Raw genomic sequence first — 16899 nt, 5'->3', positions numbered from 1 at the left:
ATTCAGTGTTTATTACTGGATTATAATAATAATGATGTTGTCAAAAGTTTAATTAGAGAAACTATGTATTTTATTGAATGGATAGCCCCTGATATAGAATTTAACTATGCTTTTGAGTTAGCTAATTCAGAAGTTTGGAATAACATAGAAGCACGAAATCAAATTATTGATTAACTTGGTAAGTAGGTTAGCATTGAAAATCGTCGTTATGGCAAGGCAAGAGGCAAGAGGCAAAAGGCAAGAGTGAAGAGGGTTTGGGCGATTTTACTTTTCTTTACACAGATTGGTTTTATTGTGTTCACCTACTTACTTGGAATGACCGGGTTTTACAAATGTCACAATTACTTACTCTATAATATTATGAATCAACCACCTTTACCTCAGCCACAATTAGAACCCAGTGGCATTACTTTTGACCAATATGAGGAATTTACCCCAGCAAAACTAGAACTGAGTAATGGATATCTGGGTTACGGTGGACAAGATAATTTAGGGTTTCATTTATCTGTGCTTACGAATATGGGGTTATTAACAGCAGCTAAAAACACTAATTTATTATTATGGATAGAAGCACTTGACTCTATAATGAGAGAAAAATTATCAAATGTCAATGCTGAAACTGAAGTTGCAGAAGCCATGTTAAATAGATTCAATCAGGCAATGTTAGACCTGGAAGCAGTGATAGATTATTTGGGCGAATAACTTATGTTGGAGATTTTCCTCTAAGAAAATTTTGATATACTGCAAACGGTTCATAGTTTAACCAAATATGAAACCCCTCTCCAAACCTCTCCCCGCACCTCTCCCTAGCCCTCTCCTAAGAGGAGAGGGAAAAGGAATAATATTTAATACTGGAGAGGCTTTGAACTTGTTCTTTGTATGATAAAAAAGTCCAGCTTCTAGCCGTTTTGAGTATAGTCATAATATCGAATAATCTCAACAAGAAAATGGTAACATTTTTGGACATTCTTAGAGAAAATAGTAAACAGCAGTTAACATTTGTGTCATCATGAAATTACCTTTGAATATGAGGTTTAATGCGATTGCAACTTCTTCGCGGGAGAGCGATTCCTGCGGAGCGCTTCGCTATCGCCTTTGTTATGATTATAAAAGAATATTATGTTTTTTCTACAGATAAAAAACTAATTATCATGTAAAATAAAAATTAGCTAATGTATTTTGGTTTAATAAAGACGTAAATATGTGTAGCGACCTGGAATTATAATCGGCTCGACCTGCAATCATCGCTGTTTCCAACCAGAATTAGTTGCAACTGACAGTAAAGGAAACGACCATTTTTTTTACCTTTATAGTTGCATTTAGTCCTTGCTGAGGTTCAAATAGTTTTGTTGATAAGTTGGAGCGTTTTTTGAGTAAACGGCTAAATAACGATTTAATAGGAGTTTCGGTCAGTTGCAATTAATCCTGGTTGAAAGCGATGATTGCAGGCTGGTTGCATTTAATCCTGGTTCAGTTGCAATTAATTCTGGCTGAAGTGTAATTATAGTTGCATTTAATCCTGGTTTGAAAATGTCTTGATTGCAGGTTTGGGCATTTATAATTGCAGGTCGCTACATATAGAAGAATATCACAATTACTCAAGCCATTAATTAGAAGTTGCCCAACATAATAGTATTTTTCAAGTAACTCTTTATCTTGGTATTGAGCCGAGATAGAAGTAATATGTACAACCATCTATATAGTGTATAGATGGTATTGTTTTATGTTTATACTAAACAACACTCAAGTTTACTTTGACAATAATGTCGTTGTAATCTTTATCTCCGCCTCCTACTAAATCTTCAAAACCAAAGACGTTATTTCCTAACAGACGAATGTGATCCACCTTATCAGTATTAGCTCCTAAATAGGCAAAGTAAGCTTGGTCAACTTGTCCATTTAGAACTTGATCTATAGTCCGACCATTAGTAAGAATAAAGGGGGCAAAAATACTTCCTCCTGTTAATGTCTTATCTGTAAAAGTCCCAGTTGCTTGGTTATCAACTCTGAGATCAATTCCCGCTACACGATTTTTGATGGCTGCTTGAGCATAACCTGAATCACCAGGACGAAAATCAATAGTACCATTACCATCAACATCAATACCACCATTTGCATCTGCTACTTTATAAAAGCCGACAAAATTATTAAAAGCAGCTTCTCTATTGACGACAAAATCAGCTTTAACATCGTTGGTTATGCCGCGTAAATCAAGGACTTCTCCTTGTTGCGTTCCTTGCAGATTTGTCCCCAAGGGTAATGAGTCATTGGTTGATTTAATGTTGACTACCAAATCTTTGAAGTTAGTATTATTATTAGATCCATCTTTCCAAGCCAAGGAGAAACCATCAGCACCTAAATCTGTAATTTTTTGGCTTAATAGGTCAGAGAAAAGTATGTCTGTAGTTGGAGTAATTCCATTTTGAACGCTATCAATTGTGCCGTTTTTAACTAATAAGAATCTTAGGTTATTCCCAGAGTTAAATTCCAATAAATGCGTCAAATTATCGGTATTAAACCCATTGGGGAGATTAGTAATAGCAGAGAAAATTACCTTAGAGCGATCTAAAGCCGCTTGGGCGTAACCTGCTGTTCCTGGAGCCATCCCTTGGATGTTACCTTGAGCATCATCAACTGTGAATACTCCCAGTTCATTGACAAGATTAGAACTTCTTTCTGTCAGGGTAACTTGAAGTTTGGATTTAGCAATACTATTAGAGATGTTAAAGATATCATCAGAAATTTTTGAAAGTTTTATTGTTGGTTGTAGAATTAGCGCATTATTAAAGTTTTCCGCAGAATCAGAAAATAAAATGTTTACGCGATTATTTGATGCGTAGTAATCTTGGACTGTAATTGAACGGTTGGGGTTTAATCCTAACACTAAATTATTATCAGTCCGTGTTTCCGAAATACTAGAGGATATAAATGTTGATAAGTCAATTGTATCTAGGTTATCCGAACCCAATATTATGTCATTTTTGACAGTCTTCCCAACAATGGTAACACTCGGTGTATTAGCAGTGGCAGCACTTTTAGCAACATTGTAGCCTCCAAATTTGTTCGCCGCACTGTTGGCAACAATGTAATTATTTCCTTGCCCAGCGATTACCGAGGAAACGTTGGTAAATGAGTCGTATGTCAATCCATTTGTTGCAGTTCCTTGTGTGAGATCGATTAACAGGTCTTGTGTTTGTCCAGCATAACTAATAGTATTAAGTGAAGAGTCAACTCCACCGGTGAAATCGGCTCCAGCAAGATGTCCAATGAAGGTAGTAGGACGACGACCACCGTAAATAAATGCAGAGGCTAATCCAGTATCTATAGTTACGGATTTGTTAGTGGTCACACCATCAGAGACAATAAGGGTTGATACACCGCTTGATGTAACATTGGTTGTATCGGAACTGAACACAATCTTAGCACGGTCAATATTGCTAGTAACACTGGTTATACCCGTTCCTGCATAGGCAACCTCTGAGAGTCCATCTACCACCAAACTTGATTGACCTGACGCTGCTTGTTGTATTGTTGTTGCTTTACCATTTAGGTGGGTTGCTAAAGTGCTTGGATCAAGAGTTCGCTGGAATAATCCAACATCATTGATCACATTGATCCGATAGAGATTGGCAGTTTCGACTTTCCCGCTTTGATTAATCCCCGTCAGTGAGTAGTATTTTAGTCCATTACTATCCGTTTTTAAGTCATTTACAGTGGGCAGAACCCATTCAAAAGCCGGGTTGAGATTTAATTCATTGCTAATATTATCCCCAATACTGCCACCATCAATAATGCGAGTAGGACTATTGAATGTATTCCAAAGTGTAGCCGGTTGTTTTGAAGGTTTAAACCCAATGGAATTACTGACACCCTGATTACCCAAGACAAACTCGTCACCGTCATAGGTGCTTAATACACTGTCTTTTTTGTTTGGATCTTGGATGTCATAATAGCTGCCATCACCGATATTAATAAGCGGTACAGTGCCATTGTAAGCAACACCATCGTTGATAGCTTTGGCAAATTGTGTGTAGTAAAACGGACTTTCTATGTCCGCTGCATAGTCTGACAACTTTCGGACTTCATTGATATAACCAGGGTTAAAGGCCTTGTTAATGTATGGAAATTCAGGATTGATTTCACCGCCCTTGTCCCCCCCCAGATCATGTTCACTTAAGGAAGGAAAAGCCCCAATACTCGTATTGAGAAAAACTGTAGCCCCTGACGAAAATTTTGGCTTTGTTTTTGAGGCTACCGAGGCTAGTGTTTGAAAAAACAATAGCTGCAAGATGTTTCCTGCCAAAAATGAATTAATAGATAAGATATTTGCCGCAGCAATCGTCGAATCGGGATTTTGACTGAGTAATCCCGATTGGGGAACAATGTCATGAGTATTTACAAAATTAATCTGATTCACCCCTCCGGGTGCAAGTTTTTCAGCACCCGGCAATCCGAAGGTAAATAACTGGATCTGTTGCTCGGGAAAGTTGCTAGAGAGGTCATTAGCGAAGATTTGCGCCATTGCAGCGCCTAAACTGTGTCCATCAAGCAGAACCTGCTCAAAACCGCCTTTTGTCGCATATTCCTTGAGAGCATTAGTTAGCGGTGCGAACTTCGCGTAATGCTGAGTAACAAAGTCTTCATAGTCAGTAACATCAGCTAACTGATCAGTACCACGAAAGACAACAGCAAGGGTAGTCTTTCCCCCAACAATACCCCTGAGAATCAGAGCGTTGGCTTCGGGGATGTCGGGGGAGTTGGTGGATTTAATCACATCATTGTCATTGTAAGCCTGATAGAATCCATTGACAAGGGAATAGTGCAATCCATTTAGTGACAAACCGATATCCGAAGCTGGGATTTCCAGTTCTAAGTTCGATACCTTGTGCCAGCCTCGGCCTACCGCAGCATTCCCGACATTTTCACTGTAGGCGGGATTATATCCAGTTTCATAGGTAAGTGGCTCACGTTCATGGGTGAGAGGTGCTTGCGGTCCATAGACTTCTTTTGCTAATAGTACCATTTCGGAATAGACACTGTTATGGTCTAATCTAACTTCATTGGTCACTGCTGGAATTGTTGTAGTTGATGTGAGCATTAGGTTAGTCCTAGGGTTACTGAAAGTTGATTACAGATAATGGGAAATTTGCGGTGTATTTATGGTCGGAAGGCGATCCTGAAAGTTTAATAACATCAACTTTTCCAATGTGAGAGAACTTCCAAAGTATGATTGAGAAACCTTTCTCGACAAGCACTCCGTTGAACCTTACCACTGGAGGTTTTTGGTAAACTTGCTGTTTTCAGCAGCAAAACTGCATGAATAGGTAAGCCATATTGCTCAGTTACAGCCCGACGAATTGCTGTAATCACTTCTTCGGGATTAAGTTTCCGAAGAAAACTACGCTCTATTTCCTGGACAATTACGAGTTTTTCCCGCTGCTCAATTTCCACTGAAAATGCAGATCCACAATCTGGACGTAAAGCTGGGTGGCTTTCTACTACAGTTGTTTCAATATCTTGAGGATAGTAATTGCGTCCCAAAAATATCATCAAATCTTTAAGTCTTCCTGTCACAAACAATTCACCTTCTTGGATAAATCCCAGATCACCAGTCCGAAGAAAAGGCCCTTCATTTGTGTTTGCTAGATAAGCGCGGAATGTTTTGTTGGTTTCCTGCGGTTGATTCCAGTAACCCTGAGCAACACTAGGACTAGATACCCAAATTTCTCCGACTTGGCTAGGTGTACAAGGAGTTAAAGATTCAGGATCAACAATCAGAATATTTTGGTCTAACCAGCCATGTCCACAACCAACAATATAGTTAATTTCCGGTGTATCCTCTGTCGCCAAATTAACTTGATTGTTTTGCAGTCTTGCTGCTGACACGGGATAGACAAGTGGTGGTTGAGATTTTATACTTCCCGACACAAGTAAAGTAGCTTCAGCCATTCCATAACAAGGATAGAAAGACTCCTGACGGAAACCAGAAAATTTAAAGGTTTCAAAAAATAGCTCTAGTGTCTTAGCGCGGATAGGTTCAGAGCCAATAAAGGCAACTTCCCAACTACTCAAATCCAAACTTGCTCGTTGCTCAGGAGTGGTTCTGCGGACACAAAGTTCATAGCCAAAATTTGGTCCACCACTAGTAGTAGCTTGGTAGCGAGAAATCCCTTGGAGCCAACAAAATGGTTTTCTAATAAAAATTTCTGGAGGTATGAGTACACAAGGAATCCCTGCATAGAGAGGCTGTAGCACTCCACCAATTAACCCCATATCATGGTAAAGCGGCAACCACACTAAGACTCGATTGTTAGGTTTAAATTCAAAGCATCTATAAGTCAATTCTAAATTATGGAGTAGGTTGCTATGACTAACCATGACTCCTTTTGGCATCCCTGTTGAACCAGAAGTGTACTGAAGAAAAGCTAGACTATTTCTGTCTATAATTGGTTCTTGCCAATCTGAAGCTAAATTAGTAGGAATGGTATCAGTTTTAAACCAAGTCAGCGTATTTAGTGTCTGATTTGTAATAGTTTTATTTTTAATATTAGCTAATACAGATGTGGTAGTCAGGACAATTTTAGCTTGGGAATTAGAGACAATTGACTCTAATCTAGATAAATGATGATTCTGTCGGGGTGGATATGCCGGCACTGCTAGGACTCCTGCATATAAACATCCGAAAAAAGCAGTAATAAATTCTAAACCAGATGGATAAATTAGTAATATGCGATCGCCTAGAACAGAGCAAGATTGTAACTTAGCTGCAATTGCTCGCGCTCGTTGATCAAGTAACCCGTAGGTCAATGTATCTGTCTCTGTTTCACCATCTGCAAGAAAAGTGTAAGCTACTTTATCAGGATCATTTTCAGACCGCAAGCGCAATAGTTCCAAAAGACTTGAACATTTAGCTGCCAAATTCTGTTGATCAGCATAGTAGTTGCTCATAGAAACACCTCTGATAATTTATTAAGAGTACACATCAATACAGTTGAAAATTTAGATTATTTCTTCACTTAGATAGCCATCTTCAACATGAAATCTGCGGTTAGCAACATCTAAAATTCGGTTGTCATGAGTAACAATCAAAATCGCACATTTTTGCTCGTATGCCAGTTGACACATTAAATTAACTACCTCCCTTCCAGATTTACTATCAAGAGCCGCAGTCGGCTCATCAGCTAATATCAATCTAGGACGTGAAACTAAAGCTCTAGCAATGCTCACCCGCTGTTTTTGTCCCCCAGATAGATGATGAGGATAATGTTCACAAAAATCTCCCAAACCAACTGTTGCCAGTGTTTTCTTCGGTTCTTCCAACAATTGAGATGGAGAAAAAGAATTGTGCAGTTCCAATGCCATGCGGACATTCTGTTCTGCTGTTAAAAATGGCAGCAAGTTATAATGTTGAAAGATATAACCTATATAGCGACGAGTTTGAGTTTGCATTTCCTGACTAGCATTATTCATCTCTGCTCCCAGAAACATCAAACTGCCTTCAGTAATACTTCTTAGTCCACCTATTAAGGTTAATAAGGTGGTTTTACCTGATCCTGATGGACCCGTCATAATTAAAACTTCACCAGGTAAAATTTCCAGACATATATTAGATAAAACTTGCCTTTGAAGATTGCCACTGCCAAAGTAATAGTTAAGACCTTGAATTTTAAGAATTGGTTGTTGTTGCTGCATGGCTCTCAAAAACTTCGAGAAAAGTGATAACGGCAATTGCAAATTCTTTGGGTGTTTCTAGATGAGGAGAATGCCCACAAGAGAACAGTTTTAGAGTCATATTCGGAAATTGTTTAATAGTTGGTAAACAACGACCAAGCTGCACAATTTTGTCCTGAGATGCCCAAGTAAACAGTACAGGACATTTGATGCTAGGAGCAATATATCTGAGATCAGATGCTGTATTACCAAAACTTTGCCAAGCCTGAGTGAGAATTAAAGCAATTTCTTCCCCTGAAGCAATGATTTTTTCTCTTTGTTCTCTGGCTTGATCACTTGGCAAAACAAGATAGCGATAATAATCATTTAATCCCTTTTTGTACCACCAGGATTTTTTTAATCCTTGAGAAAATAGATTAGTCATAAAACTTGTAAAAATGCTTTTTACCCTATCCATTGGATCAAGCCCTCCCGGATTTGCTAAAATTAGTCCTTGGACTCTTTCTGGATATAAAAAAGTATATTGAAGAGCAACTGACCCACCAATTGAATTACCAATAAATATGAATTTAGCTAATTTAAGTTGCTCTATAAACAGGGTTAATACATCAGTATATCTTTGCAAACTGACTGGCTGATAATCATCATCTGAATTACCATGAGAGGGAAAATCAATGGTAATTACACGATAATTGTGAACAAGGTTAGTTTGTAATTTTTGAAAATCAGCAGCCCCATGACCAATAGCGTGTAAACAGATAATAGTTAAACCTTCACCTTCATCATTGTAAGTTAGATTAATTCCGTCAACTTCTATGGATTTACCAGGAGTAGTTGCACCCAGAGAATTTCTCAACCGAGAATAATTCATACTAAATCACCTTATATCATCACAATGAGTATTTTCAGCTATTTTACAGACTCTTTAACCTTTACCTAAAAAATATCAGCCGGGTCTCCATCTCGTAACTTATTAGTTGCTATCATCCCAGCAATAGAACACATTACAGTTGTGAGGAATAAAACTATAACAGCACGCCCAAACTCCATTTGAGTTGGCAACCTGACAATAATTACAACAGCCTGATAGAGAAGTACAGAAAAAAGAAATCCGGGGATATATCCTAAAAGAGAAAGGATAATAGACTGCTGAATAATTACTTTGAAAAAATATTTACTACCATAACCTATAGCTTTTAATGTAGCATAATATTCCAAATTGTCTGCGACTTCACTATAAAGAACTTGGTAAACAATAACCAAGCCGACAATAAAACCCATAATTGTGCCGATGGTAAAGATTGAACCAATAGGAGAACCATTTTTCCAGTAATTCTTTTCTAGTTCCATATAGCTTTTCATTGAAAGCACTTTAACACCTCCAGAAAATTTTGCTTTTAGTAACTTAAGCACCTTGTCTGGATCGGACCCTTTCTTAATTTTTATCAGCCCTGAACTTACTTTAGATAAAGGTCTGTTCATCAATTTGGAGAAATTTAAATCACTAGCAATAGCAATTCCATCGGCGGAAAAAATTGAACCACCCATACTAAACAAACCACTCACTTTTACCCGTTGATTGTTAATTTCAGTCAGAATCTCTTGACCTTGAGTAAATTTATCAACAATCGGTCCATAAGCTGGCTTGGAAAGTCGATCAAAAAGAATCATATCTTTACGCTTGAGCATCTCACTATTTTGATTAATTTCTGTTAAATCAAAACAAGGTTTATCAGGATCAAATCCAAAAATTAGGATTTGGTGATTGTTATCTCCATAAGGGTTTTTCCAATGTCCAAATCCAATGTAAAGAGGTGCAACAGAATCAACTCCTTCAATCTGCAACGCCTGTGTTAAATACCTTTTAGTAAATGTTTGATGTAAACCAGCATCGTAAAGGTTTTCAGTTCTAGGACCCGTGAGAACTATATCAGCGAGGAAATTCTCATGGATATCTATTGCCGTTTTATAAAGCGCACCCTGAAAACCTAGTTGCATGAACATTAATAATGTTGCAAAGGCAATACCTGAAATAGCAACCACAAAACGAGTTTTATTATATGTTAGTTGAATCCAGGCTAAGGGTATATACTTGTACATAAGATTTTTCTAAATTTAGTATTTAATCAATACATCGACCTTAAGATTAGTGAGATTGAAGGATTTTTTGCTACTTTTTTCATCAAGTAATACTCTAACTTTGACGACCCTAGCATCTGCGGCAATCACAGGATCATCGTTGAAATTTTCTTTTTTAGCCACTTTAAATCCAATCTCATTCACAGTTCCATGTAGAGATTCTGAAAGAGCAGAACTTTTAATTTCTACCTTTTGTCCCAACTTGACTTTCTCAATGTCTGTCTCATAAACTTCTGCTAGGGCTACCATGTTTTTAGTATCTCCAACTTCGACAATTCCCGAAGTCGCTAATTCTCCAGGTTTGGCGTGGATTTCCAAAATTTGACCATCAATTGGTGAACGCACAAAGGTTAATCCCAAATTTACACGAGATTGTTTAACTAATGCTTTCGCTGCTTTTAATTGAGCGGCGGCAATTGCTACATTAACAGGACGGACTTCAGCCGTGGCATATAATGTGGCTTGACTCTGCTCAAGCTGCCGAGCTACTGTTGTTCTAGTGCGATTGAGATTTTCTTGAGCTTTTTTAATCTCTTCCTTCCGACTATCAATAATTCGTTTTAAATTAGCCTCTGCTTCTTGTAAACTTTTTTGATTAGTATCTTTAAGTAAGCAAAAGCTTTCCATTTGAGAAATAGAAACTGCTCCATTAACATATAAAGATTGATAGCGATCGCAATCTTTTTGTGCTTTTTTTAACTCTGTTTTAATTCGTTCAATATTTTCATTCTGCGTTCTTTGTTCACCTGCTAATTGTGCTTCTAAGGTAGCTATTTCGGCTTTTTGTGTAGCAATTTGTCCATTAAGTTCAGCGCTATTTTCTAAAACTTTTGCTTTTTGGGCGGCGATTTCACCTTTTTTTGCTCCAGCTTTGATTAACTCTAGCTGTGCAGAAGCAATCTGCTCTTGAGAATGGGCATTTTCCAAAGCAGCCACCATTGAACTATTGCTATCTAAAACAGCAATAATATCCCCAGCTTTTACCAATTCACCTCGTTTTACTCGTAGTTCCTCTACCCGTGCGCGTTCCATCCCAAAGGTCGGTGAAATCAAAATAACTTCACCTTTTGGTTCCAGATAACCATCAGCAGTAATAACATTTGCTGAAATATCTGCCTCAGTTTTTTTATGTTCAGTGATTTTTTGCTGATAATTTAATACTTGATAACCGGACGCTAACAGAAGTAATACAGTTGGTACAGAAACCAAGATTACCAAATTCCAGATTTTAAATTTAGAGTTAGGAAATAAAGGTATCTTGTTGATGACTCGCATATATTTTGTCCACAATTAACTGGCTCAAATTACCAATATTTTTCACACTTTCTAGTTCATCATCTGAGGCAGTAATTCCATATTGAGATTCTATCGCTAATAGCATCTCAACATAGGAAAGAGATTCTATTTCACCACCTTCTAAAGGAGTTTCATCTGCCAGTTCAGCCGATGACATACTTAAAGTTTGCGCTAGGATTGTCTTTACATCTTCTCTAGTAACCATGTTTAAACTCCTTTAATTAACTGATGAGATAATAGCCTGAATCCTATCTTCATGTTCTCTCATGGTTTCTTCAAACACTATTTGATCAGCGTGCCGATATTTTTTGATTGTAGTGGCAATATTTTCTTGACCATATTGTGATTCCATTTCTTTAAGCGCTTGATCTACCCAGCTAAGATGCCATTTTTCATCCTCCATGATCTTTTTCAGTGTTTCCTTTATAATCGGATGAATATTGGTAGCTTGCAAGTTAAGTCCATATTGTCGAATAGCACGGACTTCAAATACTTGGGTTATGGCTAAAACTTCCATCAGAGAATGGGGAACACCAGCAGCTTTAAAATACTTGTCTTGGTATCCATTATTCAGCTTTAGAGGCATATAACCAAGTTGGGTTATACAGTCTGTCCAATATCGAGCGTGCTGGCTTTCATCAGCAAAATGTCTAGTTATATCACATTGAATTTCTCCATCAGGAATAGTTTGTGCTACTTTGCCAAAAAACAATGCCCCTTGAATTTCAGAATGACGGTAAAAGCTAAGTAACCAAAGTTCATTTTCATTTAACTGTACATTAGTCATTTGTGCTTCCTCTTAGTGAATTACAGAAACTTTCGTCCCCAATTAGTTGTTAATAGAAAATGGCAAGTTTTTATCACCAGTTCTTGAATATCAGGAGTTTGATATTCATCCAACATGGCCATTAATCCCGCGTTTTTAATATCTTTGGCAATAAAAAGCTGTTGAGCGAATGGTTGCATACTACCAGCGGCTAATTGTGTTGATCTACTACCAAATGATTGGATCTGCCGCATCATGATATTAAAAGTTTCTAGATTAATATATCTAGGTTTGCTAGTTCGCCGCTTTACAAACTGTTCATCCTGATTAAAAACTGCTAATCCTATATCTATAATTTTACCCAAACTTGGGGATTTATCTTGGGAGTGTGCAATATTAAAAATTCTCTGGTTTTTAGTTGAAGAAAGAGAGAGAATTTTAAAAATCGCATCAGTGACAAATTCACCTGTCACCAAATAAATTGGTGTCTGACTGTTTCCTGGCATTAAGGTTAATAGACCATGATAAACCAGTCGTAAAGTGTTGTGAAAAACATTGTACTGAGTGACATTACCATCATCGTCGTCAGCAATAATCGTCGCAGAACGAAAGATAAAACAGGGGAGATGAGCAAAGGTTTGAATAGCACTTTTTTCAGCTTCCCACTTTGACCATTCATAATAATTGGCAAAGCCTAGCTCATCACTTAATAGCTGTTCTTTAATTAGTCCGGGTATTAAACCAGAACTGTATACAGTGCTTAATAAGCCTATTTTTTCAATGTTTGGGCAATTATCAGCAAACTGTAATAGTTTATTTGTCCCTTGATAATTAACTCGATTTGCATCTTCTTGGCTGACATCAAATCGGGTAATAGATGCTGTGTGAATAATCGAATTAACTGACTTTGGATCAACCGATGTGAATGGTTGTTCTTCACTAATATCGCTGGAAAAATAGGCTATTCTCCCATTAGTAAACCCAAATTCATGGTCGAGGGTTTCAATTTTATTTTGCAAGTCTGTCTGATCTTTTGCCCTAACTAAAAGTATCAGCTTTTCATCAGTGAACTTGAGATATTTTTTAGTCAGACATTTTCCCAGATAACCATTACCACCTGTAATTAGGATGGACATACTTTTAGATGATTAATGAATGTAGATTAGGCCAGTTTTCTTTCTGTTCACCAAAGTGCTGAATAAACGCATAAACCCAACGCTCAAGACCGAAGGCGACACAGGCTGAATGAATTGTTTCCCCATTCATGGAAATAGAGAAATTTTTCCCAAAATAATCGCGGTGAAGGTTGGTTGAACCAATAGAAAGATCCTGAAAAATCATTTCTATTTTTGTGGGTAAAACTATTTGGGCAATATATTTAGGATTGCTTTCAGGCTGAAAGAAAGGATCAGTTGCTATATCCCATTCTATTGGTAATCCTATAGCCTTAAAAAAGTTCTTTAGTTTCTCCCTGGCGTTTTCAAGAAACTGCTCCACAACGTTTTGATTACCAAGACAAACTATCTCTCGCATATGAAAATTCCATTGGCGCTGGAGTGGTTTATAATGCGATTCTCTCCGGAAACAATTATTAACAGTGGTAATATAAACTGGTGAATCAAAATTCTTGTTCTGCAAGTACACATAAATGTGATAACAAGCCGCAGGAGTGAGAATTTCGCGGATAGGAGTGGTAGCAGTCAAATTAATTTCCCCTGCTAAAGATAGGGGTTTACCTTCTATAAATCTTCTTAAATTATCCTCCTCTGGACAGAGACAAATGGGAAAAGTAACCAAGTGTGGAAAAGAGTCAAAGTAATTTATTTTTTCTAACTCTTGAGCCTGAATAAAGGTAGAAAAAAGATGGTCTTTGGCATTAAATTCTGTAGTTGCCCATCTGATAAATAGCTGATCAATTGCCTGATATAGTTCTAGTAAATCACCACTAATCACAGACAAACCATTATCATACCAATGATATTTTTCAAGTACATCCATGATTTTATTCACGAAAAAAAGTGTTGTAAATAGTGTTAATATTTTCAAAAACACCCGCACGAATTTTGCCTATTTTACCTCCAATACTTTCAATAAACATGATCAGTTCTAGACTATCTAAAGATGAAATTATGCCTTCTTTAATCAGGTTACTTTCATCTTTTATACTGTTGGCTTCTCGCTGACCTTTTTCAGCAATCCACTCCCGTAACTTTTCTTTGATGTCGTCAATATTCATAAAACTGGTGCCTTTTCCAAAAAACCAATATTCTGAAAAAATCTGATACAACTGGAACTTATTTCTTGACGATATTTCTGATTAATTGGATTTTTATAAGCTGCTTGACGAACTTCAAAAGGTTTATCAAAACCAGCATCTCTGTAAACATCTGGATTATAGTATTCAGCCCAAGTTACGCTAAAATACATGGTTATGTATTTCTGTATTTTTGCCAGTGTTTCTGCTGACCAAGCTGGAGAATACTGTTTGAATAAAGTTTCTACAACTTGTCTTCCAAAAATAAGATGACGGGTTTCTTCATGATGATGGATATTATTGATCATACGTGCTATCGGATTTAGGTTCATATCCGTAGCCATAATCCGATTATAAACATCTACAGTTTCCTCAAAAATCAGCACTTTAGCAAAAAACAAAAAATCATCTTCTCCAGGGGCATATTCATCTGCTGGAAAATCAATTTTTTTATCTGGATATGGTCCTTTTGCATATCGGTTGCAAAATCCTCCAAAGTAAGACATATGTTGATTTTCTTCAGCCAGAAAAATATGAATGTATTTGTTAATGATGTCACCTGTTTCAGCTATGCCATGATCTTGATAAAGTCTGGCAGCTAGACCTTGGATTAGGGCTTTTTCGCCATGAATATTCAGAGTAAAAAAGTTAATAGTTTCCCAAAAACTTAGTTCTTTCTGTTGTATTTCACTAAGATTAGCGTAATATTCTGTCCCATATAAAGATATGAGTTTAGGGGACATAAACCATTCAGATTGACGATCAACAGTATCAGCCCAATCAATAGCAGTATAGGGATTGGTGTGATCAATAACTGAAGTTTCGTATATTTTGGCGATAGTAACAAGATTCATGATTAATTATCCACAGTATTGAAGAATAACTGATTGCCAGGTAAGACCGTAACCAACCATATATAGAAGTACATACTCTCCAGGTTTGATTTTTCCTGATTCAATTAACATTTGGGTATTGACAATACAATCTCCACTAATCATGTGACCCATCATCGGCAAAGAAGGATGAAATACCCTGGTGATATCGTAATCAAGAAGGCTCGGACTACAAACTATCTTCCAAGCATTGACATTAATATTTTGGACTACCATCCAATTAATATCTTTCAACTCCAACCCTGCTCGTTTCACATTCATTGTGATGCAATCTATAGTGTTAGGGAAGAAATTACCAATAGTTGCATCATCATTTGTGTTTGCCATTCCCCCATTCGTGATCGCATGATGTTCAACGTACCGAAACCCTCCAGGTATCGGCTCTGTTGAGATAATAAATGCAGAAGCTCCATCAGAAATCAAACTATATGATTGTTCATATAATGAGCCTTGAGGAAAACGATCTGCTGTTACACAGAGGATTTGACTCCATTGAGGTGTATCTCTAAGTAAAGCAGCCGCAAGTTTAAAAGAGCCTATCATTCCCGTACAGGCTTGTTGATCTAAGCCAATAACCCAAGCATCATTTAGTCCAAAATCACTTTGCAAATGACTACCAGGAAAATCTGTGAGGTCTTTTATATCTTTTGTTTCCTCAAATGTTGTTCCTATGTTGGCATTGATTGGTAAAGCTGTTGAGTAGATGATTACTCCAACTTGATTTAAGTATTTTGCGATGGGCTTAACTGCTGCTACTGCTAAGTCATAAGCAGTAGTGCTGGGAGAGCAAATGTGATGCTTATCGAATCCTGCGGATCTAAATTTTTCAGGATCTTTAATTACTGTTCTATTTTGTTCGACTGTTTGTTCAACAGTTTGTTCTAAATCACCCAAAACATAGGAAAAATGTCCTACATATATGTCTTTCATTGGTTGCTTATCTCATCACTAGTGATGTTGTTTATATCTGATTTAGAAGTAAAGTATTTTGGTGTGAATCTCCCTGTTCTTTTCATGTATTCTCGATAATATCCGTCTTGTTTCTGTAAGTTTCTCTCTTCTCGCTGTGCTGTTAATATTAGTCCTACTATTCCATAAACTAACATCAGCAAGCTAATAATATGAGGGAAAAAAACGAATGTCCCAATTAAAGATAGGATAAAAGAAGTGTAAAAAGGATGACGGATTTTTTCATACGGTCCGTAAGTCACAATATGATCTGATTGATCATTATCCTGATGCCATAAATTGAGGGGTACTCTGTGAGTGCCAATTGTATAGGCTATGAGAGAATTTGAACTAATAGCTAATGCAGTAGCTATAATATCAGTCTGCATTGGCCAATAACTTTGGTATTGGAAAGATGAAACTACCCCAACATAACCCGCAATCAAAAGCAAAGCAGAAACAAAAAAAGGTAAAGCTGTAACTAACCATCGAATATTTTTCTGTCCTGGCTTAAAGAAGATGATTGGTAATCCACCAATCAATAGGAAATTGCAGATATACAGAAAAAAGACACTATCATTCATAGTATATTTATCTCCTTCACATACTTGTTTAATTAAGTGAGAACACAGAATAATCTTATTTGGTTATGGTGTGTCATTTTCATGGTTTCAACTTCCCGAAATATGTCATTCCCAGATAACCAGTGCTGATAAAACCAGATGTCCATATGCAGGGAAATTACTGAATTATTGATATTAGCCATAACAATCTCCTTTTTGTCCTTACACAACTATTTGAGGAAAAAATGGAACACGGTGTAAAGCCGATGAGTTATACAATATCCGATGTGTTCAAACCACACAGCCGACTTTCCTGCTGGTTTATGTGCAGGATTGATACACGAAAAATGCACGAATGCGATCGCCTCA

At 37.1% G+C, this 16899-nt stretch carries 16 protein-coding genes; 1 reads left to right on the top strand and 15 read right to left on the bottom strand.

The window, feature by feature from the left end:
• Window positions 1–360 precede the first annotated feature (360 nt).
• On the top strand, window positions 361–702 hold the full coding sequence (locus tag IQ228_RS00735) for a hypothetical protein (protein ID WP_193961956.1): 342 nt from the start codon (window positions 361–363) through the stop codon (window positions 700–702).
• A 1030-nt stretch (window positions 703–1732) separates the two neighbouring features.
• Here IQ228_RS00735 and IQ228_RS00730 read toward each other — a convergent pair.
• The 15 genes from IQ228_RS00730 to IQ228_RS00660 form a co-directional block, all read right to left on the bottom strand.
• Window positions 1733–5068 (bottom strand): DUF4114 domain-containing protein, encoded by a 3336-nt coding sequence (locus IQ228_RS00730; protein WP_370566789.1) that lies wholly within the window; start codon window positions 5066–5068, stop codon window positions 1733–1735.
• Between the two features lie 125 nt (window positions 5069–5193).
• Window positions 5194–6948, bottom strand: coding sequence for a fatty acyl-AMP ligase (locus tag IQ228_RS00725; protein WP_193961955.1), 1755 nt, complete (start codon window positions 6946–6948; stop codon window positions 5194–5196).
• Window positions 6949–6999: 51 nt separating this feature from the next.
• Entirely contained in the window at window positions 7000–7692 is a 693-nt protein-coding gene (locus IQ228_RS00720; RefSeq protein ID WP_053539775.1) for an ATP-binding cassette domain-containing protein, read from the bottom strand.
• Window positions 7667–8542, bottom strand: a complete 876-nt coding sequence (locus IQ228_RS00715; protein ID WP_193961954.1) for an alpha/beta fold hydrolase — start codon at window positions 8540–8542, stop codon at window positions 7667–7669. The genes IQ228_RS00720 and IQ228_RS00715 overlap by 26 nt, the downstream gene beginning before the upstream one ends.
• Before the next feature lie 65 nt (window positions 8543–8607).
• Window positions 8608–9771 carry an ABC transporter permease DevC gene (gene devC, locus IQ228_RS00710; RefSeq protein ID WP_053539773.1) on the bottom strand — a complete coding sequence of 388 codons (1164 nt, stop codon included), beginning with the start codon at window positions 9769–9771 and terminating at the stop codon, window positions 8608–8610.
• Between the two features lie 15 nt (window positions 9772–9786).
• Window positions 9787–11085: an HlyD family efflux transporter periplasmic adaptor subunit gene (locus tag IQ228_RS00705; RefSeq protein WP_193961953.1), complete on the bottom strand. Its 1299-nt coding sequence runs from the start codon at window positions 11083–11085 to the stop codon at window positions 9787–9789.
• Window positions 11051–11311 carry an acyl carrier protein gene (locus IQ228_RS00700; RefSeq protein ID WP_193961952.1) on the bottom strand — a complete coding sequence of 87 codons (261 nt, stop codon included), beginning with the start codon at window positions 11309–11311 and terminating at the stop codon, window positions 11051–11053. Before IQ228_RS00700 ends, IQ228_RS00705 begins: the two co-directional genes overlap by 35 nt.
• Before the next feature lie 12 nt (window positions 11312–11323).
• Window positions 11324–11893 carry a ferritin-like domain-containing protein gene (locus IQ228_RS00695; protein ID WP_053539770.1) on the bottom strand — a complete coding sequence of 190 codons (570 nt, stop codon included), beginning with the start codon at window positions 11891–11893 and terminating at the stop codon, window positions 11324–11326.
• Window positions 11894–11913: 20 nt separating this feature from the next.
• Entirely contained in the window at window positions 11914–13008 is a 1095-nt protein-coding gene (locus IQ228_RS00690; RefSeq protein WP_193961951.1) for an SDR family oxidoreductase, read from the bottom strand.
• A 4-nt stretch (window positions 13009–13012) separates the two neighbouring features.
• Entirely contained in the window at window positions 13013–13870 is an 858-nt protein-coding gene (locus IQ228_RS00685; RefSeq protein WP_193961950.1) for an aminoacyl--tRNA ligase-related protein, read from the bottom strand.
• Window positions 13871–13874: 4 nt separating this feature from the next.
• The gene (locus IQ228_RS00680; RefSeq protein WP_053539767.1) at window positions 13875–14108 is read right to left on the bottom strand and encodes an acyl carrier protein; all 234 of its coding nucleotides are present in this window, start codon (window positions 14106–14108) and stop codon (window positions 13875–13877) included.
• Window positions 14105–14980: a diiron oxygenase gene (locus IQ228_RS00675; RefSeq protein ID WP_193961949.1), complete on the bottom strand. Its 876-nt coding sequence runs from the start codon at window positions 14978–14980 to the stop codon at window positions 14105–14107. The genes IQ228_RS00680 and IQ228_RS00675 overlap by 4 nt, the downstream gene beginning before the upstream one ends.
• A 6-nt stretch (window positions 14981–14986) precedes the next feature.
• Window positions 14987–15949, bottom strand: coding sequence for a 3-oxoacyl-[acyl-carrier-protein] synthase III C-terminal domain-containing protein (locus IQ228_RS00670; RefSeq protein WP_193961948.1), 963 nt, complete (start codon window positions 15947–15949; stop codon window positions 14987–14989).
• A complete protein-coding gene (locus IQ228_RS00665; RefSeq protein ID WP_193961947.1) occupies window positions 15946–16551 on the bottom strand; it encodes an isoprenylcysteine carboxylmethyltransferase family protein in 606 nt (201 codons plus the stop codon). The genes IQ228_RS00670 and IQ228_RS00665 overlap by 4 nt, the downstream gene beginning before the upstream one ends.
• 32 nt (window positions 16552–16583) lie before the next feature.
• Window positions 16584–16733, bottom strand: a complete 150-nt coding sequence (locus tag IQ228_RS00660; protein ID WP_193961946.1) for a hypothetical protein — start codon at window positions 16731–16733, stop codon at window positions 16584–16586.
• Window positions 16734–16899: the final 166 nt, after the last annotated feature.

Source organism: Dolichospermum sp. LEGE 00246 (genome assembly GCF_015207865.1).
GTDB lineage: Bacteria > Cyanobacteriota > Cyanobacteriia > Cyanobacteriales > Nostocaceae > Dolichospermum > Dolichospermum heterosporum.
This window is presented reverse-complemented; position numbering and strand designations above follow the sequence as displayed.

Bases quoted from the DNA above. Each gene is read 5' to 3' on its own strand.
- IQ228_RS00735 (WP_193961956.1), top strand. From the start codon at position 361: ATGAATCAACCACCTTTACCTCAGCCACAATTAGAACCCAGTGGCATT.
- IQ228_RS00725 (WP_193961955.1), bottom strand. From the start codon at position 6,948: ATGAGCAACTACTATGCTGATCAACAGAATTTGGCAGCTAAATGTTCA.
- IQ228_RS00720 (WP_053539775.1), bottom strand. From the start codon at position 7,692: ATGCAGCAACAACAACCAATTCTTAAAATTCAAGGTCTTAACTATTAC.
- IQ228_RS00715 (WP_193961954.1), bottom strand. From the start codon at position 8,542: ATGAATTATTCTCGGTTGAGAAATTCTCTGGGTGCAACTACTCCTGGT.
- devC (WP_053539773.1), bottom strand. From the start codon at position 9,771: ATGTACAAGTATATACCCTTAGCCTGGATTCAACTAACATATAATAAA.
- IQ228_RS00705 (WP_193961953.1), bottom strand. From the start codon at position 11,085: ATGCGAGTCATCAACAAGATACCTTTATTTCCTAACTCTAAATTTAAA.
- IQ228_RS00700 (WP_193961952.1), bottom strand. From the start codon at position 11,311: ATGGTTACTAGAGAAGATGTAAAGACAATCCTAGCGCAAACTTTAAGT.
- IQ228_RS00695 (WP_053539770.1), bottom strand. From the start codon at position 11,893: ATGACTAATGTACAGTTAAATGAAAATGAACTTTGGTTACTTAGCTTT.
- IQ228_RS00690 (WP_193961951.1), bottom strand. From the start codon at position 13,008: ATGTCCATCCTAATTACAGGTGGTAATGGTTATCTGGGAAAATGTCTG.
- IQ228_RS00685 (WP_193961950.1), bottom strand. From the start codon at position 13,870: ATGGATGTACTTGAAAAATATCATTGGTATGATAATGGTTTGTCTGTG.
- IQ228_RS00680 (WP_053539767.1), bottom strand. From the start codon at position 14,108: ATGAATATTGACGACATCAAAGAAAAGTTACGGGAGTGGATTGCTGAA.
- IQ228_RS00675 (WP_193961949.1), bottom strand. From the start codon at position 14,980: ATGAATCTTGTTACTATCGCCAAAATATACGAAACTTCAGTTATTGAT.
- IQ228_RS00670 (WP_193961948.1), bottom strand. From the start codon at position 15,949: ATGAAAGACATATATGTAGGACATTTTTCCTATGTTTTGGGTGATTTA.
- IQ228_RS00665 (WP_193961947.1), bottom strand. From the start codon at position 16,551: ATGAATGATAGTGTCTTTTTTCTGTATATCTGCAATTTCCTATTGATT.
- IQ228_RS00660 (WP_193961946.1), bottom strand. From the start codon at position 16,733: ATGGCTAATATCAATAATTCAGTAATTTCCCTGCATATGGACATCTGG.